General features: G+C 72.8%; 20 protein-coding genes and 1 tRNA gene. 11 read left to right on the forward strand and 10 right to left on the reverse strand.

Going from position 1 to position 24155, the window contains the following annotated elements:
• Position 1 precedes the first annotated feature (1 nt).
• The 4 genes from ACWDEN_RS10665 to ACWDEN_RS10680 all read left to right on the forward strand — a co-directional run bounded on the left by ACWDEN_RS10665 (position 2) and on the right by ACWDEN_RS10680 (position 4202).
• Positions 2-1618: a glycerol-3-phosphate dehydrogenase/oxidase gene (locus ACWDEN_RS10665; protein ID WP_351603466.1), complete on the forward strand. Its 1617-nt coding sequence runs from the start codon at positions 2-4 to the stop codon at positions 1616-1618.
• Positions 1619-1781: 163 nt separating this feature from the next.
• Positions 1782-2327: an SMI1/KNR4 family protein gene (locus ACWDEN_RS10670; protein WP_351603464.1), complete on the forward strand. Its 546-nt coding sequence runs from the start codon at positions 1782-1784 to the stop codon at positions 2325-2327.
• A 44-nt stretch (positions 2328-2371) separates the two neighbouring features.
• Positions 2372-3043 carry a FadR/GntR family transcriptional regulator gene (locus tag ACWDEN_RS10675; protein WP_351603462.1) on the forward strand — a complete coding sequence of 224 codons (672 nt, stop codon included), beginning with the start codon at positions 2372-2374 and terminating at the stop codon, positions 3041-3043.
• A 175-nt stretch (positions 3044-3218) separates the two neighbouring features.
• Entirely contained in the window at positions 3219-4202 is a 984-nt protein-coding gene (locus tag ACWDEN_RS10680) for a PAC2 family protein (protein WP_351603460.1), read from the forward strand.
• 66 nt (positions 4203-4268) lie between these two features.
• Here the strand turns inward: ACWDEN_RS10680 and mshC are convergent, their stop codons facing one another.
• The 4 genes from mshC to ACWDEN_RS10700 all read right to left on the reverse strand — a co-directional run bounded on the left by mshC (position 4269) and on the right by ACWDEN_RS10700 (position 7797).
• A complete protein-coding gene (gene mshC / locus ACWDEN_RS10685) occupies positions 4269-5498 on the reverse strand; it encodes a cysteine--1-D-myo-inosityl 2-amino-2-deoxy-alpha-D-glucopyranoside ligase (protein WP_351603458.1) in 1230 nt (409 codons plus the stop codon).
• Between the two features lie 102 nt (positions 5499-5600).
• Positions 5601-6446 carry an SCO1664 family protein gene (locus ACWDEN_RS10690; RefSeq protein WP_351603456.1) on the reverse strand — a complete coding sequence of 282 codons (846 nt, stop codon included), beginning with the start codon at positions 6444-6446 and terminating at the stop codon, positions 5601-5603.
• On the reverse strand, positions 6410-7000 hold the full coding sequence (locus ACWDEN_RS10695; RefSeq protein ID WP_351603454.1) for a DUF3090 domain-containing protein: 591 nt from the start codon (positions 6998-7000) through the stop codon (positions 6410-6412). Before ACWDEN_RS10695 ends, ACWDEN_RS10690 begins: the two co-directional genes overlap by 37 nt.
• Positions 7001-7110: 110 nt before the next feature.
• On the reverse strand, positions 7111-7797 hold the full coding sequence (locus tag ACWDEN_RS10700) for a histidine phosphatase family protein (RefSeq protein ID WP_351603452.1): 687 nt from the start codon (positions 7795-7797) through the stop codon (positions 7111-7113).
• Positions 7798-7859: 62 nt separating this feature from the next.
• Here ACWDEN_RS10700 and corA point away from each other — a divergent pair, with 62 nt between their 5' ends.
• A complete protein-coding gene (gene corA / locus ACWDEN_RS10705) occupies positions 7860-8855 on the forward strand; it encodes a magnesium/cobalt transporter CorA (RefSeq protein ID WP_351603566.1) in 996 nt (331 codons plus the stop codon).
• Between the two features lie 27 nt (positions 8856-8882).
• On the opposite strand, the gene ACWDEN_RS10710 is transcribed toward corA, so the two are convergent.
• Both ACWDEN_RS10710 and ACWDEN_RS10715 read right to left on the reverse strand, forming a co-directional pair.
• Entirely contained in the window at positions 8883-9671 is a 789-nt protein-coding gene (locus ACWDEN_RS10710; RefSeq protein ID WP_351603450.1) for a ferritin-like domain-containing protein, read from the reverse strand.
• Between the two features lie 166 nt (positions 9672-9837).
• Positions 9838-10893: an LLM class F420-dependent oxidoreductase gene (locus ACWDEN_RS10715; protein WP_351603448.1), complete on the reverse strand. Its 1056-nt coding sequence runs from the start codon at positions 10891-10893 to the stop codon at positions 9838-9840.
• Positions 10894-11055: 162 nt separating this feature from the next.
• Here ACWDEN_RS10715 and ACWDEN_RS10720 point away from each other — a divergent pair, with 162 nt between their 5' ends.
• Together ACWDEN_RS10720 and ACWDEN_RS10725 are read left to right on the forward strand one after the other, a co-directional pair.
• Complete coding sequence (locus ACWDEN_RS10720) at positions 11056-12039, forward strand: aldo/keto reductase (protein ID WP_351603446.1); 984 nt, start codon at positions 11056-11058, stop codon at positions 12037-12039.
• Positions 12036-14405, forward strand: a complete 2370-nt coding sequence (locus ACWDEN_RS10725; RefSeq protein WP_351603444.1) for a helix-hairpin-helix domain-containing protein — start codon at positions 12036-12038, stop codon at positions 14403-14405. Before ACWDEN_RS10720 ends, ACWDEN_RS10725 begins: the two co-directional genes overlap by 4 nt.
• Before the next feature lie 91 nt (positions 14406-14496).
• Here ACWDEN_RS10725 and ACWDEN_RS10730 read toward each other — a convergent pair whose 3' ends face one another.
• Positions 14497-15216 carry a hypothetical protein gene (locus ACWDEN_RS10730; protein ID WP_351603442.1) on the reverse strand — a complete coding sequence of 240 codons (720 nt, stop codon included), beginning with the start codon at positions 15214-15216 and terminating at the stop codon, positions 14497-14499.
• 47 nt (positions 15217-15263) lie between these two features.
• Here ACWDEN_RS10730 and ACWDEN_RS10735 point away from each other — a divergent pair, with 47 nt between their 5' ends.
• Complete coding sequence (locus ACWDEN_RS10735; protein ID WP_014671721.1) at positions 15264-15452, forward strand: DUF5703 family protein; 189 nt, start codon at positions 15264-15266, stop codon at positions 15450-15452.
• 84 nt (positions 15453-15536) lie between these two features.
• Here ACWDEN_RS10735 and ACWDEN_RS10740 read toward each other — a convergent pair whose 3' ends face one another.
• The 3 genes from ACWDEN_RS10740 to ACWDEN_RS10750 all read right to left on the reverse strand — a co-directional run bounded on the left by ACWDEN_RS10740 (position 15537) and on the right by ACWDEN_RS10750 (position 18239).
• Positions 15537-16355: a chaplin gene (locus ACWDEN_RS10740; RefSeq protein WP_351603440.1), complete on the reverse strand. Its 819-nt coding sequence runs from the start codon at positions 16353-16355 to the stop codon at positions 15537-15539.
• Positions 16356-16524: 169 nt separating this feature from the next.
• Complete coding sequence (gene chpH, locus ACWDEN_RS10745) at positions 16525-16758, reverse strand: chaplin ChpH (RefSeq protein WP_351603438.1); 234 nt, start codon at positions 16756-16758, stop codon at positions 16525-16527.
• Between the two features lie 155 nt (positions 16759-16913).
• Entirely contained in the window at positions 16914-18239 is a 1326-nt protein-coding gene (locus tag ACWDEN_RS10750; protein ID WP_351603437.1) for a M20/M25/M40 family metallo-hydrolase, read from the reverse strand.
• A 218-nt stretch (positions 18240-18457) separates the two neighbouring features.
• Between ACWDEN_RS10750 and ACWDEN_RS10755 the strand changes: the two genes are divergently transcribed.
• The 3 genes from ACWDEN_RS10755 to ACWDEN_RS10765 all read left to right on the forward strand — a co-directional run bounded on the left by ACWDEN_RS10755 (position 18458) and on the right by ACWDEN_RS10765 (position 24117).
• Positions 18458-18545 (forward strand) — tRNA-Leu (locus ACWDEN_RS10755).
• A gap of 266 nt (positions 18546-18811) precedes the next feature.
• Positions 18812-22714, forward strand: coding sequence for a Pls/PosA family non-ribosomal peptide synthetase (locus ACWDEN_RS10760; RefSeq protein WP_450858384.1), 3903 nt, complete (start codon positions 18812-18814; stop codon positions 22712-22714).
• Between the two features lie 65 nt (positions 22715-22779).
• Complete coding sequence (locus ACWDEN_RS10765) at positions 22780-24117, forward strand: M1 family metallopeptidase (protein WP_351603433.1); 1338 nt, start codon at positions 22780-22782, stop codon at positions 24115-24117.
• The last annotated feature ends 38 nt before the right edge of the window (positions 24118-24155 follow it).

Below are 24155 nucleotides of genomic sequence, written 5' to 3' on the forward strand. Positions count from 1 at the left end.
CATGACCAGTCAGTCCACCCTGAGTTCCGTGCCTGCCCTGGGGACGCACCCGGCCTCCGGCTCCAACCCGAGCCGGGCCGAGACCAGGGAGCAGCTCTCCAAGGCGTCGTACGACCTTCTGGTGATCGGCGGCGGCATCCTGGGCATCTCCACCGCCTGGCACGCCGCGCAGTCCGGCCTGAGGGTGGCTCTGGTCGACGCCGGCGACTTCGCCGGTGCCACCTCCTCCGCCTCCTCCAAGCTGCTCCACGGCGGTCTGCGCTATCTGCAGACCGGCGCGGTGAAGCTGGTGGCGGAGAACCACTTCGAGCGCCGTGCGGTCTCCCGGCAGGTGGCCCCCCACCTGGCGAACCCGCTCACCTTCTACCTCCCCGTGTACAAGGGGGGGCCGCACGGCGCGGCGAAGCTCGGCGCGGGCGTCTTCGCCTACTCCGCGCTCTCCGCGTTCGGTGACGGCGTGGGCCACCTGCTCTCCCCCGCCAAGGCGGCGCAGGACGTGCCCGAGCTGCGCACCGAGAACCTCAAGGCCGTGGCCGTGTACGGCGACGACCAGATGAACGACGCGCGCATGGCGCTGATGACGGTCCGCGCGGCCGTCGAGGCGGGCGCGGTCGTCCTCAACCACGCCGAGGTCACCGGCCTGCGCTTCACCCAGGGCCGGGTCACCGGTGCCGAGCTCAAGGACCGCCTCTCCGGCGAGGAGTTCGGGGTCAGCGCCCGTCTGGTGCTGAACGCGACCGGCCCCTGGGTCGACCACCTGCGCCGGATGGAGGACCCGAACGCGGCACCGTCCATCCGTCTGTCCAAGGGCGCGCACCTGGTCCTGAAGCGCACCTCCCCCTGGAAGGCCGCGCTCGCCACCCCGATCGACAAGTACCGCATCACCTTCGCCCTCCCGTGGGAGGACATGCTGCTGCTCGGTACCACCGACGAGGAGTACGAGGGCGACCCGGCGGACGTGTCCGTCAACGACAAGGACATAGCGCAGATCCTGGACGAGGCCGCGTTCTCGGTCCGCGACCAGCAGCTGCGGCGCGACCTGATCACCTACGCCTTCGCCGGTCTGCGGGTGCTGCCGGGCGGCCCCGGGGACACCGCCAAGGCCAAGCGCGAGACGGTGGTGACCGAGGGCAAGGGCGGCATGCTGTCCGTCGCGGGCGGCAAGTGGACCACGTTCCGGCACATCGGCCGTACGGTGATGCAGAAGCTGGAGGCGCTGCCGGGCCACCCGCTGGGCGACGACTTCGAGCCCATCTCCTCCCTGCCGAAGAAGCTGCCGCTGCCCGGTGTCGCCAACCCGCGCGCCGTCGCCCACCGCCTGCTGGTGGACCGGCCGGCTCCCGGACCGCGCATGGCCGCCGACACCGCCAGGCACCTGGCCACCCACTACGGCTCGCTGGCCTTCGACATCGCCCGCCTGGCGAACGACGACCCGGAGCTGGCCGAGCGCGTCCACCCCGACGCGCCGGAGATCTGGGCACAGGTCGTCTGGGCCCGTGACCACGAGTGGGCCGAGACGCCGGACGACGTGCTGCGCCGCCGCACCACGCTGACCATCCGGGGCCTGGACACGGACGAGGTCCGCGCGAAGGTGCGGGACCTGCTCGACAAGAAGTAGGCCCCGGTGACGGCCGGTCCGCCTCCCTGACCGGGACCGGCCGCCGCCGCAGCGCCGGACCTCCGCACCGGGTCCGGACAACCGAGAGGGGCGGCCCCACGCCGATGGGGCCGCCCCTCTCGTCTACCGGGGCGTTGTCAGTGCCGGGTGCTTCCATCGGGGCATGAACAACGATCAGGCGGATCCCGCCGAACTGGCGGCTCTGCGGGAGGCCTTCGCGGTGGACGACGGCGGCGAGTCCGCCCTCGGCTGGGCGGCGGTGCACGCCTTCGAGGCGGAGCACCACGTGGTGCTGCCCGAGCCGTACCGGACGTTCGTGGCCGAGGCGACCGACGGGTCCTGCCAGGGGCCGCCGGAGTACGGGATGGCGGGGCTGCGCGGGGGCGCCGAGCACCAGCGGCTCGACGAGCCGTTCCCGCTCACCCGGGCGTGGCTGTGGGAGGAGGACGACGGCCCGTACGAGGACCCCGAGGCCGTGATCGAGCGGGTCGCGCACGACGGTTCCCTGCGGCTGGGGACCGACGGCTGCGGCATGGACTGGCACCTGATCGTCACCGGCCCGCACCGGGGTCACATATGGCAGATCACCGGTGAGGGAGCGGTGCCCTTCGGGGCGGAGTTCGGCCACACCACCGCCGAGCCCGGCTTCGCCGGCTGGGTGCGGCACTGGGCGGACAGCAGGGAGTGGTTCGACGCCCCGCCCGCATAATGGCCGCTGAGACATCCGATGTCTGGCGACCAGGGAGGCCGGTCATGGCAGTCACCGACGAGGCGATCGAGAAGATCAAGGGCATGATCGTCTCCGGTGCGCTGCGGCCCGGGGACCGGTTGCCCAAGGAGAGCGAGCTGGCCGCCGAGCTGGGGCTGTCGCGGAACTCGCTGCGGGAGGCCGTACGGGCGCTGTCGCTGATCCGGATCCTGGACGTGCGGCAGGGCGACGGCACGTACGTCACCAGCCTCGATCCGCAACTGCTGCTGGAGGCGCTGAGCTTCGTCGTGGACTTCCACCGCGACGACACCGTCCTGGAGTTCCTCGCGGTGCGCCGCATCCTGGAGCCGGCCGCGACCGCGATGGCGGCCTTCCGGATCGGCGAACAGCAACTGGACGCACTGTCTGCCCAGTTGGAGGCCCTCGGTGACGAACCCTCGGTGGAGGAGCTGGTCGCCGCCGACCTGGAGTTCCATCGCGGCATCGTGCGCGGCGCCGGCAACTCGGTGCTGTGCTCGCTGCTGGACGGCCTGTCGGGGCCGACCACGCGGGCCCGGATCTGGCGGGGTCTCACCCAGGAGGACGCGGTCGGCCGCACCCTGCGCGAGCACCGGGCGATCCTGGCCGCGCTGCGCGACCGGGACGCGGAGGCGGCCCGCTCCTGGGCGACCGTGCACATCGCGAGCGTGGAACAGTGGCTGCGCAGCACCCTGTGAGAGAGGGCCGGCACCTGGACGGATCCGGTCGGGCTCCGGGTTGACGAGGGGTGTTCGACGGTGGCGAACGGGGCAGTGATCCGGTCACTGGCCCGCGCAAGGGGGCTGCGGGCGCCCCCGCCGGACGCCGTAAGGTTGGTGAGTCAAGCGAGGGCTCGTCGGAAGGAGGCACTGGGTGATCGAGCTGGAGGGGGTTCCCGAGCTGATCGACCCAGTCATGGTGGCCGCGTTCGAGGGCTGGAACGATGCCGGCGACGCCGCCTCCACGGCGGTCGCTCATCTGGAACGCGAGTGGAAGGGCGAGGTGTTCGCGGCGCTGGACGCCGAGGACTACTACGACTTCCAGGTGAACCGGCCCACGGTGTTCATGGACGCCGGTGTGCGCAAGATCACCTGGCCGACGACCAGGTTGTCGGTGGTGCGGGTCGGCGGCGAGAAGCCGCGTGACCTGGTGCTGGTGCGCGGCATCGAACCGTCCATGCGCTGGCGCTCGTTCTGCAACGAGCTGCTCGGCTTCGCGCACGAGCTGGGCGTGGAGCTGGTGGTCATCCTGGGCGCCCTGCTCGGTGACACTCCGCACACGCGTCCCGTGCCGGTCAGCGGGGTGACGTCCGACCCGGACCTGGCCGAGCGGATGGACCTGGAGGAGACCAAGTACGAGGGCCCGACGGGCATCGTCGGCGTCCTGCAGGAGGCGTGCACCCACGCCGGCGTCCCGGCGGTGTCGCTGTGGGCGGCCGTACCGCACTACGTCTCCCAGCCGCCGAACCCGAAGGCCACGCTGGCGCTGCTCAACCGGCTGGAGGACCTGCTGGACCTGCGCATCCCGCAGGGCGAGCTGCCGGAGGACGCACGTGCCTGGCAGGTGGGCGTGGACCAGCTGGCCGCCGAGGACAGCGAGGTCGCCGAGTACGTCCAGACGCTGGAGGAGGCCCGGGACACCGCGGAGCTGCCGGAGGCCTCGGGCGAGGCGATCGCCCGCGAGTTCGAGCGGTATCTGCGGCGCCGGGATGTCAGCCCGCCGGGCGGACACGCCACGGCCGACGGCGGGGACGGTGGTTCCTTCCGCAGGGACAACCCCGGCGGAAGGAACCGGCCGCCGAAACCGCCCAGGCCGGATGCGGCCGAGGGTGACGACGAGGACAGCTCGGAGGAGTGAGGACACCACAAGGGGCGGTTCCCGAGGAGGGAACCGCCCCTTGTGCATCCACCGGAGCTGCGGGAACTACAGCGCTACCCCCAGCAGCGCGTCCACCGCGCGCGTGACGACGCCCGGGGCGCCCGTGTCGGTGCCGCCCTCCTGCTCCTGCCTGGCCGCCCAGCGGTCCACCGCCGCGAGGGCGGCGGGGGCGTCCAGGTCGTTGGACAGGGCCTCGCGGATCTCCTCGACGAGTGCGTCGGCGGACGGGCCGTCGGGACGGGAGACGGCCGCGCGCCAGCGGCCGAGGCGGGCGACGGCGTCCTGGAGGACCTGGTCGGTCCACTCCCAGTCCGCACGGTAGTGGTGGGAGAGGAGGGCCAGGCGGATGGCGGCGGGGTCGACGCCGTCTCGGCGCAGCTTCGAGACGAAGACGAGGTTGCCCTTGGACTTGGACATCTTCTGACCGTGCAGGGCGACCATGCCGGCGTGGACGTAGGCCTTGGCCATGGGGAACTCGCCGGTGAGCACCTGGGCGTGCGAGGCGCCCATCTCGTGGTGCGGGAAGGCGAGGTCGGAGCCGCCGCCCTGGACGTCGAAGCCCATGCCGAGGTGGTCGAGGGCGATGGCCACGCACTCGATGTGCCAGCCGGGCCGGCCCCGGCCGAGGGAGCCGCCGTCCCAGCTGGGCTCGCCCTCGCGGGCCGCCATCCACAGCATCGGGTCGACGGGGTTCTTCTTGCCCGGACGGTCCGGGTCGCCACCGCGCTCGGCGGACAGCAGCCGCATGGCGGCCGCGTCGAGGTTCGAGACCTGCCCGAAGTGCGGGTCGGACTCGACGGAGAAGTAGATGTCGCCCTCCAGCTCGTAGGCCGCGCCGAGGTCGCGCAGCCGCTCCACGAGCGGGACGATGCCGGGTATCGCCTCCACGGCACCTATGTAGTGCCGCGGCGGGAGCATCCGCAGGGCGGTCATGTCCTCGCGGAAGAGGGCCGTCTCCTTCTCGGCGAGGGCGACCCAGTCGACGCCGTCCCGCTCCGCGCGCTCCAGCAGCGGATCGTCGACGTCGGTGACGTTCTGGACGTAGTGGACCTGCCGCTTGGTGTCGAGCCACACGCGCTGCACGAGGTCGAACGCGTTGTAGGTCGCCGCGTGCCCCATGTGGGTGGCGTCGTACGGGGTGATGCCGCAGACGTAGATACGGGCGACGGGACCGGGGTCGAGGGTGACGAGGCCGCCGGTCGCGGTGTCGTGGATCCTCAGGTCGCGGCCCTGACCAGGCAGGGCGGGGACCTCGGAAGCGGGCCAGGCATGCATGTACATGAGCCTAACCGGCCACGAGCTGCGTATACGAACGGGATCTCGTCGGATGGCCGGTTGTGCGCTCTTGTGGATCGGCGCGCGATGTGCTGAGCCTGCTCACACCGGCGGCCAGGGGATGGCGGGCCACTCGCCGTTGGGTTCCGGGTGCACTCCCGTGGTGAGCAGGTCCTCGACACGCGCGCGTGTGGCGTCGATCTCGGCCGGTGTGAGCAGGGCGGTCAGCCGTTCGCCCAGCGGCCCGCCCAGGGCCCCGCGCAGTGTCCGGAGGGCGTCGACGGCCTCGGAGGTCAGCGGCTCCCCGGCCCAGCCCCACAGCAGCGTGCGCAGCTTGTTGTCGACGTTGAAGGTGACGCCGTGGTCGATGCCGTAGAGCCGGCCGTCGGTGGTGGGCAGCAGATGGCCGCCCTTGCGGTCGGCGTTGTTGATCACGGCGTCGAGGACGGCGAGGCGGCGCAGCCGCTCGTCGTCGGCGTGCACGAGGAGCGCGGTGCGGCCCTCGCCGACGTCGGCCAGGCCGATCGCCTTCCAGCCCGGCTCCGGTTCCCCGGCGTCGACCAGGGCGAGCAGCTCCGCCTCGGCCTGGACGTCGATCCACAGCTGGCACATGCCCTCGCCGTACGGCCCGTCGCGCAGCACGGTCGGCGGGACGAGCCCCCAGCCGGTGGCCTCGGAGACCTCGTAGGCGGCCACCTCGCGGCCTGCCAGGGTGCCGTCGGGGAAGTCCCACAGGGGGCGCTCCCCGGCCACCGGCTTGTAGATGCAGGAGGCTTCCTGGCCGTCGAGGGCGATGGTGCAGAACAGCGCGGCGTTGGACGCCTCGCGGATCCGTCCGCGTACGGTCAGCTCACCTCGCGCGAGCAGCTCGGCGGCGGCCGAGCCGGTCCCGGTGCCGGTGCCGGTGGGCGTCACGCTCCGCGGCGGTATCCGTTCTGGCGCGGACATACGTGTCCTTCCGGATCGAGCGGGAGGCTGCACAGCGGGCACGGCGGCCGCCCGGCGTTGACGACGTCGAGGGCGCGCTTGGCGAAGGCCCGGGCCTGCGCGCCGGTCAGCCGGACCCGCAGCATCGGGGGCCCGTTCTCCTCGTCCTGGAGCAGCCGCTCCTCGGCCTCGGCGAGGTCCTCCTCGGTGTCGGCGTCCAGTTCCACCAGGGCCTGCGCCTCGACGATCATGCGCTGTTCCTCGCCGTCCCAGGCCAGCGCCATGGTGCCGACGCGGAACTCCTCCTCGATGGGGGTCTGGAGCGGGGCGGTGTCGGCGATCTCGGTGGGCGCCATGGCGGGGACGGCGGCGCTGCCGCCACTGCGCCGTACGACCTCGTCGAGCAGTTCGTCCATGCGCTCGGCGAGCGCGGCCACCTGGGTCTTCTCCAGAGCCACGCTGGTCACCCGGGAGCCTGCGGTGGCCTGGAGGAAGAACGTACGGCGTCCGGGCAGCCCGACCGTGCCGGCCACGAAGCGGTCCGGCGGGTCGTAGAGGAACACCTGACGGGACACGTCCTGTCTCCATTGAGAGTGAGTGCGGAGAGTGGTTCGTAGGTTTCAGCGGTGCGGGCCGCCCACGGATGCGCGACTGTTGGATCGCTTCACCCTACTGCGGCCGACGATCACGGTGCGCCCGCACCACCTCCGACCGGTGCGTCGCCCTCACCAGGTTCGTCGCGCGGGACGAGCGAGGCGAAATCCCCGGTGTCGCCGAGGCGAACGAGGAACGGCCGCAGCCGGGTGTAGCGGATCGCGGTGACGGAACACGGTTCCACGGAGATCCGCTGGAACAGGTCGAGGTGGAGTCCGAGGGCGTCGGCGACCAGGGATTTGATGATGTCACCGTGGGAGCACATGAGGTAGACGGCGTCGGCGCCGTGATCGCGCTCCACGCGCGCGTTCCACTCGCGTACGGCCTCGGCGGCGCGGGTCTGCATGGCGCGCATGGACTCACCGCCGGGGAAGGCGGCGGCCGACGGGTGGGCCTGGACCACCTCCATCAGCGGCTCGTCCTTGAGCTCGGCGAGCTTGCGGCCGGACCAGTCGCCGTAGTGGCACTCCCCGATCCGCTCGTCGGTGTGGGCGCGCAGGCCGGGGCGGGCCTCGAGCAGCGGCCGTACGGTCTCCTGGCAGCGCTCCAGGGGGCTGGTGACGATCTCGGAGATGGGCAGTGCGGCGAGCCGGCCGGGCAGCGCGGCGGCCTGGGCGGCGCCGCGCTCGTCCAGGGTGACGCCGGGCGTCCAGCCGGCGAGCAGACCGGAGGTGTTGGCGGTGGAGCGTCCGTGCCTGACGAGGATCAGCGTGGGCATGCGGCCCAGGGTAGGCGTATCAGCACATGCGCCGCCGACCGGGCGAAGGGAGAATGCGCACCGTGATCGTGGACTGCGCCATCTACCGGCACGGGCTCCGCACCGAGGGGCCGGAGGACCTGTCCGACGCGCTCTCCGAGGCGCGGGCCGAGGGCGGGTTCGTGTGGATCGGCCTGTACGAGCCGTCCGAGCGGGAGTTCGACCTGGTCACCCAGGAGTTCGGGCTGCATCCGCTGGCGGTCGAGGACGCGCTGAACGCGCATCAGCGGCCCAAGCTGGAGGTGTACGACGACTCGCTGTTCATGGTGCTGAAACCGGTCGTGTACGAGACGGAGAGCGATGCCGTCTCGGCGGGCGAGATCATGGTCTTCGTCGGCGACGGTTTCGTGGTCACCGTGCGCCACGGCGAGGGCTCGCCGCTGGCCGCCGTGAGGCGCCGGCTGGAGGAGGAGCCGGAGATGCTCGACAAGGGCCCGACCGCCGTGCTGTACGCGATCTCCGACGCTGTCGTCGACCACTATCTGGAGGTGGCGACGGAGCTGGGCAACGACCTGGAGGAACTCGAGGCGGAGGTGTTCCGGCCGGAGGGCGGCGGCTCGCGGGGCACCGCGTCCCGGATCTACGGCTTCAAACGGCAGGTCCTGGAGTTCCGCCGGGCCACCGGCCCGCTGGCGCTGCCCCTGACCCGGCTGGCCGGCACCGGACCGCTGGGTGCCTCGGTACCGTTCGTGAACGACAAGGCGCGCCCGTTCTTCCGGGACGTGGGCGACCACCTGTTGCGCGTGAACGAGTCGGTGGAGGCTCTCGACCGGCTGGTGTCGGACATCCTGTCGGCGCATCTGGCGCAGATGAGCGTGCGGCAGAACGACGACATGCGGAAGATCTCGGCGTGGGCGGCGATGGCCGCGGTCCCCACGATGATCGCGGGGATCTACGGCATGAACTTCGACCACATGCCGGAGCTGCACTGGCTGTGGTCGTATCCGGCGGTAATCCTGGCGATGGCCGCCCTGGAGGTGCTGCTGTACCGCTTGTTCAAGCATCGTGGCTGGCTGTGAGGCCTCAGGGCTGCGTGCGTCCGCGGCTCAGGCGAACTCGTGGGCGGGGGTGGCGGGGCCCCCGAGGGGGTCGCGGCGCTCGGGGACGGTGAGGGTGACCATGCGGCGCCAGCCGGCGAGGCGCTCGTAGGCGTACACCGCGTGGATGCCGGCCGCGAGGAGGGCGTACCTGGCCCTGGACCAGCCCAGGATGCGGCCCATGCGGGCCATCACGGCGAGGCTGACGTCCCGGTGGACGCGGATCTCGGCGAGGGCGCACGCGCGCAGGGTGCGCTGGATCAGCCGGCCATGCCCGGCGGCGGCGAACCGCAGCAGTTCCTCGTGGGTGTAGGCGAGGTGGTTGTCCTCGTCGTCGGAGATCATGCGTATGGCCCTGCCCACCTCGGGATGGGCGGCGAACAGCCTGAGCAGCAGCTGCATCTGCTCGGCGGCGCGCTGTTCGGTGACGCGGCTGTGGGCGAGGTAGACGATGATGTCCCGCTCGGTGAGCGGCTCGTCCCGCCGGAGCCTGTCGTGGGCGAGGCCGATGCCCTGCCGCTCCAGCAGCATCGTGTAGTCGGTCTCGGGCGGTACGGCGACGGGGGCGAGCCCGCGTTTCCTCATCAGGGCGTGGAAGATGCGTCCGTGTTTGTCCTCGTCGGCGCCGTGCCGGGCGATCTTCGGGGCCAGGGCGCGTTCGCCGGGCGGGACCAGCGCGGCGATCCGCCGGTTCTCCCAGCCACCCTGGGACTCCCCGCCGGCGGCGACGGAGCAGAAGAGCCGGAACGCCTCGTCGTTGTCGAGGATCTCCTGGAACACACTCTTGGCCGAAAGCATAGAACGAGTCAAATGCGGACAGTCTGGGGCGTGCAACAGCTGTGCGTGTCCGCTCGGCCAAAAGGATGACGCCACGGTCGTAACCGCGCGGCTCCCGGCGCGTTGTTTCCGGTGACGGCCGTGGCGGGGAAGACCCCCGAGCCCCCACCACGGCCGCTGAAGTCTCCTAGGCCAGTCCCGCGCGCTCCAGGGCCTCGCGGCCGGCCCGCAGGGAGGCGAGCCGCTCGTCCAGGGTGAAGCCGGCCGGCGACAGGCTGAGGGTGGTGACACCGGCGGCGGCGTAGGCCTTCATCCGGTCGGCGATGCGGTCGACGGAGCCCAGCAGAGTCGTCTTGTCGATGAGATCGTGCGGGACCGCGGCCGCGGCGCCCTGCTTGTCGCCGGACAGGTACTTCTGCTGGATCTCGGCGGCCTCCTTCTCGTATCCCATGCGCTGGGCGAGCTGGTTGTAGAAGTTCTGCTTGGCGCTGCCCATGCCGCCGACGTACAGCGCGGTGTACGGCCGGAAGGTGTCGGCGAGCCGGGCCACGTCCTTGTCGTCGCCGACGGCGATGGGCAGGGTCGGGCACACGTCGAAGCCGTCGAGGGTCCTGCCCGCCTTCTCCCGGCCGGCGCGCAGGTACTTGAGGGTGGTGTCCTCGAGGTGGTCGGCGGCGGGGAAGATCAGCAGGGCGCCGTCGGCGATCTCACCGGTCTGCTCGAGGTTCTTCGGGCCGATCGCGGCGATGTACAGCGGGATGTGCTCGCGCTGCGGGTGCACGGTCAGCTTGATCGGCTTGCCCGGGCCGCCGGGCAGCGGCAGCGTCCAGTGCTCGCCCTCGTACGTCAGCCGCTCCCGGGTCATGGCCCTGCGTACGATCTCGACGTACTCGCGGGTGCGGGCGAGCGGCTTGTCGAACTTGACGCCGTACCAGCCCTCGGAGACCTGCGGGCCGGACACGCCGAGCCCGAGCCGGAAGCGGCCGCCGGACAGCGAGTCGAGCGTCGCGGCCGTCATCGCGGTCATCGCGGGCTGGCGGGCCGGGATCTGGAAGATGGCCGAGCCGACGTCGATGCGCTCGGTCTGGGCGGCGACCCAGGACAGCACCGTCGCCGCGTCGGAGCCGTAGGCCTCGGCGGCCCAGCACACGGAGAAGCCCAGCCGGTCGGCCTCCTGGGCCACGGCCAGATTGTCCCCGTCCATTCCGGCACCCCAGTAGCCGAGGTTGATCCCGAGTTGCATCGCCGATCCCCTTACCCATGAGTAACGTTCTGGTGGGGCGACCTTAGCGCGGGGACGGAGGCGGGGGCAGGCGCCGGGCACCTGGAAAAGACGGGTCCGCGGCCCGGCCAGGTTATCCACAGGCAACCCACCGCACCGGTTCTGGCCAGTAATCTCGCCCGCATGGAGCAGAGGCATCTCGGCCGTACCGGCCTGCGTGTGTCCCGGATCGGACTCGGCACCCTCACCTGGGGCCGGGACACCGACGAGCACGACGCCGCGGACATGCTGAAGGCGTTCTGGGAAGCCGGCGGCACCCTGGTCGACACCGCGGACGTGTACGGCAACGGCGAGGCGGAGTACCTGCTCGGTCAGCTGATGGACGGCCTGGTGCCGCGCCGGGACCTGGTGCTCTCCACCAAGGCCGGCAGCGTCCCCGACCCCGACCGCCGTTTCGACGGCTCCCGCGGCCATCTGCTCGCCGCCCTCGACGCCTCCCTGGCCCGCCTGGGCACGGACTACGTCGACGTGTGGCACATCCACGCCTTCGACCCCGGGACCCCACTGGAGGAGACCCTCCAGGCCCTGGACATAGCGGTCAGCAGCGGCCGCGCCCGGTACGCAGGCGTCTCCAACTTCTGCGGCTGGCAGCTCGCCAAGGCCGCGACCTGGCAGCTCGCGGCGCCGGGCATGCGCACGCGACTGGCCAGCACGCAGATGGAGTACTCACTGCTGCAGCGGGGCGTGGAACGGGAAGTGCTGCCCGCCGCGCTGGATCTCGGGGTCGGGCTGCTGCCCTCCTCCCCGCTCGGCCGGGGCGTGCTCACCGCCAAGTACCGGCACACCACTCCCCCGGACTCGCGCGGCGCCTCCGAGCACCTGGCGCCGTTCGTCGAGCCCTACCTGGACGACACGGCGACCCGGATCGTGGACGCGGTGACGACGGCCGCCGACGGACTCGCCGTGACCCCGCTCCAGGTGGCCCTCGCCTGGGTCCGGGACCGGCCCGGCGTGGCCGCGCCGATCGTCGGCGCGCGCACCGCGCAGCAGCTCACGGCGGCATTGTCAGTGGAGGCCCTTAGTCTTCCTGACGAGATCTGCCGGGCGCTGGACGATGTGTCGGCGCCCGTGCACCGCTATCCCGATCACGACTGGAGCACGCTGTGAGCACGGAGCCGGAGACCACGGAGAAGGCCGGGCCGGGGACACCGGACACACCCGAGGGCCCGGGTGGGGCGGCCGCGTCCGGGGCGAGCCGTGCGAACGGCCTTGCGGCGAGCGGCACCGAGGGCCGGAGCGGCGCGGGGGCGAGCGCGGTCGGGGGCGGAGGCCGGAGCGGGGACGGCGCGGGCGGCGGCGAGGAGGCGGGCGCCGAGGGGGCAGCGATCGCGGACGGCACCGAGGGCGCCGAAGAGGCGGCGGGCTCGGGCGGCGGCGAGGGCGCAGAGGCAGACTCCACCCGGCGGTCCGAGGCCGAGGGCGAAGGCGCCGACTCCCTCCAGCCGTCCAAGCCCGGGGCCGGAAGCGAGGGCGCCGGCCCTGCCCAGTTGTCCGAGGCCGAGGCCGAGTTGGCTGCGCAGCGGCTCGAGCGGGAGCGGATCGCGCGGCGTAAGGCCGAGAAGCAGGGGCCGATCGAGAGCGGCGCCAAGCTGAGCGGCAAGGCGGCCGACCTGCTCGCGGCGGTGCGGGCGATGGAGAGCGGCGAAAAGCCGGCGGCCACGGTCTTCGCCGAGCCCGCACGCGCGCCGCGCCGCCCGGCCCCGGAACCCGTACCCCGACCGCAGCCCGCGCCGGCCCCGGCCGCCGCCCCGGCACCGGAGACGGTGGAGGACGTACGCCGGGTGCTGGCCGAAGGCGGTGCGCCCGAGGCCCTGGCTCCCCAGGTGGCCGCGGCACTGGGCGAGGGCGCCGATGCGGCGCTGCGCGAGGACCCCTGGCAGCTGCTGCGGATCAGCGGCGTACGGCCCGACCAGGCCGACGGCTTCGCCCGCGCCCTGCTCGGCGCCGCCTGCGGCCCGGGCGACGAGCGGCGGGCTCGTGCGCTCACCGTCTGGCTGCTGGAGCAGGCGGCCCTGGCCGGGCACACCGCGCTGGAACTGCCCACGCTCACCGCGGCGCTGGGCAAGCAGGGCGTCCCGGACCCGGACGCGGCGGTGCAGAGCACGCTCGCGGAGGGCGAGGCCCTGGCGTTCCAGGACGCCCTGGAGGAACCGGGAGCCGGCGCGGCGCAGGAGGCGGAAGAGGGCGCGGACGAGGAGGAGCGGCCGGTGCGGGTCCTCGTCGGCCTGGAGCGGTACGCACTGGCCGAGGAGAGCCTCGCCGACGGCCTGGCCCGGCTGGTCAACTCGCTGCCCAAGGAGACCGAGCAGGCCTGGCAGGCGGCGGTCGACGCCGCCTCCGGCGGCGCGGCCGAGCTGGTCCGCGCGGTCGCCGGGCACGGCCTGGTGCTGCACACCGGCGGGGAGGCGGCCCGCGCCGAACCGGCCGCGCTGCTCGGTGCCGCCCGCACCGCGGGCCTGCGGGCCTTCGCCGTCTGCCACACCCCCGACGGACGCCACCGCCTCGCCGCCCTGCTGGGCACGGACCCGGCGGAGCACAGCGTGGGCACGACCGCCGGTCTGCTGTCCGGCGCCGAGGGACCGGGCCGGGACACGGACGGCGCGCTGGAACTCGATCTGCTGGTCGTGCTGGACGCGCCGCAGCTCGACGTGGAGAGCGCCGCCATGCTGGTGGAGTCGCTGTCCGACGGGGCCCGGCTGGTGCTCAGCGGCGACCCGGCGGTGCTGTGGTCGGCCGGACCGGGGCGGGTCTTCGCCGATCTGCTCGCCGCCCGCGTCTGCCCGCAGCTCGCCTCCCGCATCCCCGACCTGGGCCCGATCGGCGAGCTGGTCTCCGGCATCGGCGTCGGCGAGCTGAACCAGGTCGCCGCCCCGGGCAAGGAGATCGTCATCGTCCCGGTGCGGGACGCGGGCGAGGCCGTGCACCGGACCGTCCAGCTGGTCGCCGACTCGGTGCCGCGGGCGCTCGGTGTCCCGGCCGACCAGACCGTGGTGATCACCCCCGGGCACGGCGGCGCCGCGGGCACCCGCGCCCTCAACTCCGCGCTGAAGGAGCGCCTCAACCCCGGCCCGGGCCGCTTCGGCGGCTTCGACCCCGGCGACCGGATCGCCTACTCCCCCGCCCCGGGCCGTACGGTGCCGGGCACGGTGGTGAAGGCCGACGCGGACGGGCTGCACCTGTCGTGCGCGGGCACGGCGGTGGTCGTACCGCGCGAGCGGGTGGAGGGCGCCGTACGGCACGGGTGGGCGCTGACCGCACACCAGGCGGTGGGCGCGCGCTGGCCGGCGGCGGTCGTCGTGCTGCCCGGCGACGCCGCGCAGGCGCTCAGCAGACCCTGGGTGTACACGGCCTTCGGCCGGGCGGAGCGGCATCTGTCGGTGGTCCACGGTGTGGAACAGGCCCTGCCGAAGGCGGTGGCGGAGACGCCGGCGAAGCCCCGCACGACGCGCCTGCAGACGCTGCTGCGGGTGTGAATCTCCTTCCGCCGCGACGCCGACCAGCCTCGACGGCGGAATCCGGCGGTGCCGAAGCGGCCTCAGGCCGCCCCGGCACCGCCGGCCCCGCTCACTTCTCGGCGTCCAGCGGCTCCAGGTCCTCGTCCTCGGCCTGGTCGTCGTCCGCGTCCTCGTCCTCGTCTTCTTCGAACCCGAGATCGTCCTCTTCGTCGGACTCGTCCTCGTCGTCGAAGACGGCGCTGACGTCGAAGCGGCACACCACCCCTTGCGGATCGAAGTGCTCGAAGGGCGCCTCCAGCCACTCCCCCGCCTCGGGCGCCTCGTCCGCGGCGGTGACCCAGAGCGTGGAGTCGCCCTCCTCCAGGCCGAACTCCTTGTGCCGGGAAGCGATCTCGTCCGGTTCGAACTCGCCGAAGAGGATGCCCAGCGCGCCCGGAACCGTGCCGGCGGCGTCCTCGGCCAGGCCGCCCGCGGCCTCGTACTCCGCCGCCTCGACCCGCTGGGCCTGCGCCAGCAGTCGCTGGGGTTCCACCACGGCGTAGTCGCGGCGGATCAGCACGCTGATCGCGTTCGGTTCCTCGGGACCCGCGTACGGCGGCAGCTCCTCCGCACCGGGGATCTCGAAGGGCGTGACCTCGTCGTAGCGGTCGTAGAGCAGCTCGTCGTACACCTCGGCGGCCGCGGCCAGCTGGTTGAACGCCTCCAAGACCGCCGGGTCGTCCTCACCCGACCTGCGTTCGACCGCGGCCAGATGACGGTCGAGCGCGGTCTTGACCGCCTCGGCGGCGGCGCGTACCTCGGCAGCGGTGGGCTGCGCAGCATCAGACATAGTGCAGACGCTATCCGTACCGGGCCCCAGCCCGCACAATAGATGCGATGCCGGAATACGAATTTGTCGACGTGTACGTGCCTCGCGGGGTGTCCCGCAAGGAGGCCACACGCCTGCTGACGGACCATGCCGAGTACGGACACTGGGAGTTGGACCGACTGAGCCTGCTGCGCGACGGCAGCCGAAGGGTGCGCCTGCGCCGGCGGATCATCCGCCAGGTGCGTGCCACGTGGTGAGGTCGGCGAGCTGAACCGGAGCGGGCCCCGTCTGTCATGGCGGGGCCCGCTCCGTTCACCGCATCCCGTACCCGGGGCTGCCGGCTACGAGGTGGCCCGGGCCTTGCGGTAGAGCACCGCGCCCGCGAGCAGCGCGCCCGCTCCGACCGGCAGCACGAGGTCCAGCGGCAGCTCGCTGCCGGTGTGCGCGAGCTGGGCGTTGGTCAGAGGCTGGGCGGAGCGGCCGCCGTGCTGCTCGACCTGGGTGGACCCGTGGTGTCCCTGGGGCGTGTGACCGCCCTGGCCGGGCGGGGTGGTCGGGCCGCCCGGATGACCCGGCTGCCCGGGGTGCCCCGGGTGGCCGGGGTGTCCCGGATGGCCGGGGTGCCCCGGGTGTCCAGGATGGCCAGGGTGTCCCGGATGGCCGGGGTGTCCCGGCTGCCCGGGCGGGTTGCCGTGGCCGCCGCCCGGCGGCTGGCTGGAGTGACCGCCGCCTCCGTTGGCGCAGTCGTTGCCCGCGGTGGCGTTGCCGACCCCGATGACGTTCACGCTGTTGCCGCAGACGTTCACCGGAACGTCGATCGGCGCCTGGACGGTGTTGCCGGAGCCGACGCCGGGTGAGCCGGCGGTGTGGCCGCCCGCGTGCGAGCCGCCGGAGCCGCCGTGGCCCCCGGACGTGCCGCCGTGGTTGGCGCAGCTGTTGCCCACCGCCGGGTTGAGCAGCCCGACGACGTTCACGGTGTTGCCGCACACGTTCACCGGCACATGCACCGGCGCCTGCACCGTGTTGCCGGACAGTACGCCGGGCGAGCCGGCGGCGGTGCCGAACGCGCCCGCGTCGGCGTGGGCGTAGCCGCTTGCGGCGGCGATCACACCCGTGGCCGCCGCCATGGTCATCAGGCCCTTACGGGTGCCCTGTCGCATTTCCGTTGTTCCCCTGCCTTCGATCCTGCTGTGCGTGCCTCGCGGTGGCGTGGCGCGCCCGGTCCTCGCGGACCGTGCCGCCACGCAAGAGGCCGGTCGGCCCCGGAACGCATGGCACGCGCTCCGGGGCCGGCGGCTCGAAAATGACGCCCCCCTCAGGAGGTCGTCGTCAGTCGTTGAAGCACTTGTTGCCGAAGGCGGGGTTCAGGAGCCCGATCACGTTGACCGTGTTGCCGCAGACGTTCACCGGGACGTGCACGGGCACCTGCACGACGTTGCCGGAGACGACACCCGGGGAGTGCACGGCGGCACCCTGAGCACCCGAGTCGGCGACGGCGAGGCCCGCGCCCGCGAGAACCAGCCCACCGGTGGCAGCCGCAGCAGCGACGACCTTCTTGATCATTATTCCTCCTTGTTGGCAAAGCGACCCCAAGGTGCGGAGTCACATCACCTGTAACGAGGAGGAACTAATGAAGCTACGAACCGATCGTCGCATTCACCCGTTCCAGTCGATCTCGTACGAGCGCCCGAATATCTGGGCCGTCTCGGCCCAGAACCTCACGATGCGTCGATGAACCGGTCGAGGACCCGAACGCCGAACCGCAGCCCGTCCACCGGCACCCGCTCGTCCACGCCGTGGAACATGCCGGCGAAGTCCAGCTCCGGCGGCAGCTTCAGCGGGGCGAAGCCGAAGCCGCGGATGCCGAGATCGTCGAAGGACTTGGCGTCGGTGCCGCCGGAGAGCATGTAGGGGATCGCCTTGGCCGTGGGGTCCTCGGCGAGCAGCGCGGACTGCATGGCCTCCACCAGCGCCCCGTCGAAGGTGGTCTCGACCGCCTTGTCGGTGTGCACGTCCTCGCGGCGGACGTGCGGTCCGAGCAGCCGGTCGAGGTCGCCGAGGAACTCCTCCTCGTAGCCGGGCAGGAAGCGGCCGTCGATGTGCGCGGTGGCCTCGCCCGGGATGACGTTGACCTTGTAACCGGCGTTGAGCTGGGTGGGGTTGGCGGTGTTGCTGAGGGTGGCGCCGATGAACTTGGCGATGCCGCCGAGCCGGAGCAGGGTGGACTCCATGTCCTCCGGGTCCAGTTCGGTGCCGAGCGCGTCGCCCAGCTCGTCGAGGAACGCCCGGGTGGTCTTGGTGACCCGCACCGGGAACCGGTGCCGGCCGACCCGGGCCACGGCCTCGGACAGCTCGGTGATGGCGTTGTCGCGGTGGATCATCGAGCCGTGCCCGGCGGTGCCGGCCACGGTCAGCTTCATCCAGTGCATGCCCTTCTCGGCCGTCTGGATCAGGTAGAGCCGGCGCTGCTCGTTCACGGTGAACGAGAAGCCTCCGACCTCGCTGATCGCCTCCGTGACGCCCTCGAACAGCCCGGGGTGGCGGTCGACCAGGTGGCGGGCGCCGTACGTGCCGCCCGCCTCCTCGTCGGCGAGGAAGGCGAGCACGATGTCGCGCGGGGGCCGCCGCCCGCTCCTGAGCCGGTCGCGCACGACCGCGAGAGTCATGGCGTCCATGTCCTTCATGTCGACGGCCCCGCGCCCCCACACGCACCCGTCGGCGACCTCGCCGGAGAACGGGTCGTGGGTCCAGTCCGCGGCGTTGGCCGGTACGACGTCCAGGTGGCCGTGGATCAGCAGCGCGGGCCGGGACGGGTCCTCCCCCTCGACGCGGGCCACCGTCGAGGCGCGCCCCGGGTGCGACTCGAAGACCTTCGGTTCGAGACCGACCTCGGCGAGCTTCTCCGCGACCCACTCGGCCGCCTTGCGCTCGCCGGGGCCCGAGTGGTCGCCGTAGTTGCTGGTGTCGAACCGGATCAGCTCGCGGCAGAGGTCCACGACCTCGTCCTCGCCGGTGACGCTCCTGGCCGTGTCCGTCTCGCTCACGTGCTTCCTCCCGCGCTGTCGCTGCTGGTGGTCCTCCTCATCCTCCCTCTCCCCCGCCCGCCGCCCAAGACCGGTCCCGGCCCGTCACACGCCGTTCACGCACGACGCGCTCCGGGGGCCGGGGGGTGATCAGCCACCCCCGAAAGCCTGGTAATGTTTCCTTCGTCGCCGCGAGGGAAACCCCGCCGAAAGGGATCCCCGAGCACGACAGACACCTTGTCCGGGTGGCGGAATGGCAGACGCGCTAGCTTGAGGTGCTAGTGCCCTTTATCGGGCGTGGGGGTTCAAGTCCCCCCTCGGACACCAGTGAGGGCCCCTGCTCAGCAGGGGCCCTCTGCTTTTCCGGTTTCCCAGGAGCTCGCGGGAGCGCCAACTGCCCCGGAGTGACCGCCCCTTGACGGTGTGTGTGGGCCATCTCTCGTCCGGCGCGGAGATCGGCAGGTCAGCGGGCCGGGGCCGGGTCTGCGTACTCACCCGAACGGGCCTTTCGAGCGGCTCGGCACAGGGCCGGAGCATAACGTCGTACTAATATTTCCGGCTTGTCACCCAGCCGGACCCGACGTGAGGACCCGATGGCAGCCATAGACGAGAGCAGCGCTCTCGGCCTGCTCGACGAAGAGATCCGCACGCAGTTCGGCGACCGGGCCCGCTTCTCCGCGCGCCCCGCGGCGTCGCCGCGCACGCTGGTCGACGTCTTCGACGCGACCGTGCGGTCCCATCCGGACGAGCCGGCACTGGACGACGGCACGACGTGTCTGACCTACCGTGCGCTGGCCGGCGAGGTGGAGCGGCTGCGGCGGCGGCTCGCCGGTGCGGGCGTCGGGCTCGGGGACCGGGTCGGTGTGCGGGTCCCCTCGGGGACCAACGAGCTCTACGTCGCGGTCCTCGCCGTGCTCGCCGCCGGTGCCGCCTATGTCCCGGTCGACGCCGAGGACCCGGACGAGCGGGCGGAGTTGGTGTTCGGGGAGGCTGAGGTACGGGCCGTCGTCGGGGCCGGGCACACCATCACCGTCCAGGGCGCCTCCGGCACCGTCGCGGGCACGTCCGGCGCCCTCCAGAGCACCTCCCGCTCCTCCGCCGCGCGGCCCGGCGCCGAGCAGGACGCCTGGATCATCTTCACCTCCGGGTCCACCGGGAAGCCCAAGGGCGTCGCCGTCACCCATCGCAGCGCCGCCGCCTTCGTGGACGCCGAGGCGGCCCTGTTCCTCACGGAGGAGCCGATCGGGCCCGGCGACCGGGTGATGGCCGGACTCTCCGTCGCCTTCGACGCCTCCTGTGAGGAGATGTGGCTGGCCTGGCGGTACGGCGCCTGTCTGGTGCCGGTGCCCCGGTCGCAGGTCAGGAGCGGTGCCGATCTCGGGCCGTGGCTGGTCGAGCAGGAGATCACCGTCGTCTCGACCGTGCCCACGCTGGCCGCGCTGTGGGAGCCGGAGACGCTCAACGACGTACGCCTGCTGATCTTCGGCGGCGAGGCCTGCCCGCCCGAGCTGGCGCAGCGGCTGGTCACCGAGGGGCGCGAGGTGTGGAACACCTACGGCCCGACCGAGGCGACCGTCGTGGCCTGTGCGGCACTGCTGACCGGTGCGGAGCCCATCAGGATCGGGCTGCCGCTCGACGGGTGGGAGCTCGCCGTCGTCGACGAGGCCGGTGAGCCGGTACCCATGGGGGCGAGCGGGCAGCTCGTGATCGGCGGGGTCGGGCTCGCGCGCTACCTCGATCCCGAGAAGGACGCCGAGAAGTACGCGCCGCTGCACTCGCTGGGCTGGGAGCGGGCCTATCGCAGTGGTGACCTGGTCAGGGCCGAGCCCGAGGGGCTGATCTTCCTGGGCCGGGCCGACGAGCAGATCAAGCTGGGCGGGCGGCGGATCGAGCTCGGTGAGGTGGATGCCGCGCTGCAGGCCCTGCCCGGGGTCGCCGGGGCCGCGGCCGCCGTGCGCACCGCCCGCGGCGGCAATCAGCTCCTCGTCGGTTACGTGGTCACCCAGGAGGGCTGGGACCGTGCCGCCGCCGTCGAGGAGCTGCGCGCCGGGCTGCCCGCCGCGCTGGTGCCGCTGCTCGCGCCCGTCGCCGAGCTGCCGACCCGGACGTCCGGCAAGGTGGACCGCAACGCCCTGCCGTGGCCCCTGGAGGGCGTCGAAGCGCCCAAGGCCGAGCTGTACGGCACCGAGGCCTGGCTCGCCGAGCAGTGGGCGGAGGTCCTGGGCATCCCGGTGACCAGCGCCCAGGACGACTTCTTCGCGATCGGCGGCGGCTCGCTGGCCGCCGCCCAGCTCACCACCCGGCTGCGCACCCGCTACCCGAGCGCCGCCGTCCTCGACATCTACCAGCAGCCCGTCCTGCGCAAGCTGGCCCGGCGGCTGGAGGCCTCGGCACAGGACGACGGCGGGGCCCGCACCATCGCGCCGGTCCCGGTCCGCGCCCAGGCCGTGCAGCTCCTGCTGCTGCTTCCGCTGTTCACCGTGCTCGGGCTGCGCTGGACGGTGGTCCTGGCCGCCGCCGGGAACCTGTTGCCCGGCTACTCCTGGCTGCCGACCGCCCCCTGGTGGCTGCTCGCGGCCGGTGCGCTGCTGCTTTTCACGCCGCCCGGCCGGATCGCGCTCGCGGCGGGCGGGGCGCGGCTGCTGCTGCGGGGCGTGGCACCCGGCCGGTACCCGCGTGGTGGAGGCGTGCATCTGCGGCTGTGGGCGGCCGAGCGGCTGGCCGAGTTCAGCGGGGCCACCTCGCTGACCGGGTCCTGGCTGGAGCGGTATGCCCGTGCGCTGGGTGCGAAGGTCGGGCCCGAGGTGGACCTGCACTCGCTGCCGCCGGTCACCGGCATGCTCAAGCTGGGCCGGGGCGCGGCCGTGGAGTCCGAGGTCGACCTGTCCGGACACTGGCTGGACGGCGACCGGCTGGAGATCGGGCCGGTCAAGGTCGGCGCGCACGCCACCGTCGGCACCCGCAGCATGCTCTTCCCGGGCGCCCGCGTCGGCAAGCGGGCCGAGGTGGCTCCCGGCTCGGCGGTCGGCGGGCAGATCCCGACCGGCCAGCGCTGGGCGGGCGCGCCCGCGGTCAAGCTCGGCAAGGCCAAACGCACCTGGCCGAAGGAGCGGCCGCGGCGGGGCACGTACTGGCGGGTGATGTACGGCGTCACCGGCCTGGCGCTGAGTTCGCTGCCGCTGGTGGCGGGGGTGGCCGCGCTGCTGGTCGCCCGTCTCTTCGTGGCACCCGGGGGCTCGCTGCCCCAGGCGCTGCGCGGGGCCGCGCTCGGGCTGGTGCCGGCCACGCTCGCCTACGGGCTGGCGTACGCGCTGCTGATCCTGGTCGCCGTACGCGTGCTCAGTCTGCGGCTGCGCGAGGGCACGCATCCGACGCACAGCCGGGTCGGCTGGCAGGCGTGGACCGTGACGCAGCTGATGGACCGGTCCCGGGAGACGCTGTTCCCGCTGTACGCGGGGCTGGTCACGCCGGTGTGGCTGCGGCTGCTGGGGATGCGGATCGGGCGGCGGGCCGAGGTGTCGACGGTGCTCGCGCTGCCGAGCCTGACCACGGTCGGCGACGGGGCGTTCCTGGCGGACGACACGCTGACGGCGCCGTACGAGCTGGGCGGCGGCTGGATGCGGATCGGGCGCGCGGAGATCGGGCGGCGGGCCTTCCTCGGGAACTCCGGGATGACCGGGCCGGGCCGGAGCGTGCCGGACGGCGGTCTGGTCGGCGTGCTGTCGGCGACGCCGAAGAAGGCGAAGAAGGGCACCTCGTATCTGGGGCTGCCGCCGGTGAAGCTGCCGCGCAGTGCGGCCGGCGGGGATCAGAGCCGCACGTACGAGCCGCCCGCGCGGCTGCTGTGGGCGCGCGGTCTGGTGGAGCTGTGCCGGATCGTGCCGGTGCTGTGTTCGGCGGCGCTGGCCGCGGGGACGGTGGCGGTGCTGTGCGCGCTGGGGCCGTGGGCCTGGGCGCTGTCGGGTGCGGTGCTGCTGGGGGCGGGTGTGACCGCGGCGGTCGTCTCGGTCCTCGCGAAGTGGCTGCTCGTGGGGCGGCACCGGGCCGGGGAGCATCCGCTGTGGAGTTCGTTCGTGTGGCGGAACGAGCTGGCGGACACGTTCGTCGAGGTGCTGGCGGTGCCGTGGCTGGCCGGGGCCGTGCCGGGGACGCCGGTGCTGACGGCGTGGCTGCGCGGGCTCGGCGCGCGCATCGGCAGGGGCGTGTGGGTGGAGAGCTACTGGCTGCCGGAGACGGACCTGGTGACCCTTCAGGACGCGGCGACCGTCAATCGTGGCTGTGTGCTGCAGACACACCTCTTCCACGACCGGATCTTGCGGACGGATACTGTGGTCCTCCGTGAGGGCGCCACGCTGGGCCCTGGCGGGATCGTGCTGCCCGGCAGCACGGTCGGGGCCCGTACGACCCTGGGGCCCGCGTCGCTCGTCATGGCGGCGGAGTCCGTCCCGGACGACACCCGCTGGCTCGGCAACCCGATCGAGGCATGGCGTCCCTGAACGCGGGCCATCCGGGTGCGGCCCCGGCACCCGGTGGTGGCACAGCGCAGGGAGCGGACACAGCAGTGGCAGTTCAGCAGTCGGTCGGCCGGGACCCGTACTTCCCGGACAACGGTGACTCCCGCTACCGGGTGCACCGCTACGAACTCGCGCTGGACTACCGCCCCGGTCCGAACCGGCTGTCCGGCACGGCCCGGATCAACGCCATAGCGGGCCATGCGCCGCTCACGGAATTCGAGCTCAACCTGGCCGACTTCAGGATCGGCCGGGTGCGGGTGGACGGCCGGCCGCCGCACTTCACGCACCGCGGCGGACGGCTGCGGATCCGCCCGGCCAAGCCCGTCCGGGCCGGCGCCGCGTTCACGGTGGAGGTCCACTGGTCCGGCAACCCCAGGCCGGTGGCCAGCCCGTGGGGCGGGCTCGGCTGGGAGGAGCTGGCGGACGGCGCGCTGGTGGCGAGCCAGCCGGTCGGGGCGCCGTCCTGGTACCCGTGCAACGACCGGCCCGCCGACAAGGCGTCCTACCAGATCTCGGTCACCGTCCCGTCCGCGTACGCGGTGGTCACGGGCGGGCGCCTGCTGACCCGTACGACGAAGGCCTCCACGACGACGTGGGTGTACGAGCAGTCCGCGCCCACGTCCAGTTATCTGGTCGGCCTGGCGATCGGCCGGTTCCAGACGGTGCTGCTGGGCGATCCGGGCCCGGGGGGCGTGCCGCAGCACGGGCACATCCCGGCGCGGCTGCTGCCCGAGTTCTCCCGGGACTTCGCGCGGCAGCCGGCGATGATGGAGCTGTTCCAGGAGCTGTTCGGGCCGTACCCGTTCGACGGTTACGCGGTCGCGGTGACCGAGGAGGAGCTCGATGTGCCGGTCGAGGCACAGGGGTTGTCGCTGTTCGGCTCCAACCACGTGGACGGCGCCCGGGGTTCGGAGCGGCTGGTGGCGCACGAGCTGGCGCACCAGTGGTTCGGCAACTGCGTGTCCATCGCCGACTGGCGGCACATCTGGCTGAACGAGGGCTTCGCCAAGTACGCGGAGTGGCTGTGGTCCGAGCGCTCCGGCGGCCGCAGCGCCCAGCAACTGGCCGCCGCCGCACACCGGTTGCTGGCCACGCTGCCGCAGGACCTCAGGCTGGCCGACCCGGGCCGCAAGGCGATGTTCGACGACCGGCTCTACGAGCGGGGCGGCGTGACCCTGCACGCGGTGCGCTGCGCGCTGGGCGACGACGCGTTCTTCCACATGCTGCGCGGCTGGGTGCGGCTGCACCGGAACGGCTCGGTGACGACGGAGACGTTCACCGCGCACGTGGCCCGGTTCACGGACGAGTCGCCGGCCGGGCTGTTCCAGGAGTGGGTCTACGGGACGAAGCTGCCGCCGCTGCCGGTGCTCCGGAACGTTCCGTAGAGGTTTGCCCGGATCCGTGAAGGTTTTTCTAGACTTGA

This window comes from Streptomyces sp. NPDC001153 (genome assembly GCF_053598315.1).

Coding starts and splice junctions, on each gene's coding strand:
- ACWDEN_RS10760 (WP_450858384.1), top strand. CDS start 18,812: ATGGCAGCCATAGACGAGAGCAGCGCTCTCGGCCTGCTCGACGAAGAG.
- ACWDEN_RS10675 (WP_351603462.1), top strand. CDS start 2,372: ATGGCAGTCACCGACGAGGCGATCGAGAAGATCAAGGGCATGATCGTC.
- ACWDEN_RS10690 (WP_351603456.1), bottom strand. CDS start 6,446: ATGTCCGCGCCAGAACGGATACCGCCGCGGAGCGTGACGCCCACCGGC.
- mshC (WP_351603458.1), bottom strand. CDS start 5,498: ATGCATGCCTGGCCCGCTTCCGAGGTCCCCGCCCTGCCTGGTCAGGGC.
- ACWDEN_RS10670 (WP_351603464.1), top strand. CDS start 1,782: ATGAACAACGATCAGGCGGATCCCGCCGAACTGGCGGCTCTGCGGGAG.
- ACWDEN_RS10740 (WP_351603440.1), bottom strand. CDS start 16,355: ATGCGACAGGGCACCCGTAAGGGCCTGATGACCATGGCGGCGGCCACG.
- ACWDEN_RS10710 (WP_351603450.1), bottom strand. CDS start 9,671: ATGCTTTCGGCCAAGAGTGTGTTCCAGGAGATCCTCGACAACGACGAG.
- ACWDEN_RS10730 (WP_351603442.1), bottom strand. CDS start 15,216: ATGTCTGATGCTGCGCAGCCCACCGCTGCCGAGGTACGCGCCGCCGCC.
- ACWDEN_RS10720 (WP_351603446.1), top strand. CDS start 11,056: ATGGAGCAGAGGCATCTCGGCCGTACCGGCCTGCGTGTGTCCCGGATC.
- chpH (WP_351603438.1), bottom strand. CDS start 16,758: ATGATCAAGAAGGTCGTCGCTGCTGCGGCTGCCACCGGTGGGCTGGTT.
- ACWDEN_RS10700 (WP_351603452.1), bottom strand. CDS start 7,797: ATGCCCACGCTGATCCTCGTCAGGCACGGACGCTCCACCGCCAACACC.
- ACWDEN_RS10735 (WP_014671721.1), top strand. CDS start 15,264: ATGCCGGAATACGAATTTGTCGACGTGTACGTGCCTCGCGGGGTGTCC.
- ACWDEN_RS10715 (WP_351603448.1), bottom strand. CDS start 10,893: ATGCAACTCGGGATCAACCTCGGCTACTGGGGTGCCGGAATGGACGGG.
- ACWDEN_RS10665 (WP_351603466.1), top strand. CDS start 2: ATGACCAGTCAGTCCACCCTGAGTTCCGTGCCTGCCCTGGGGACGCAC.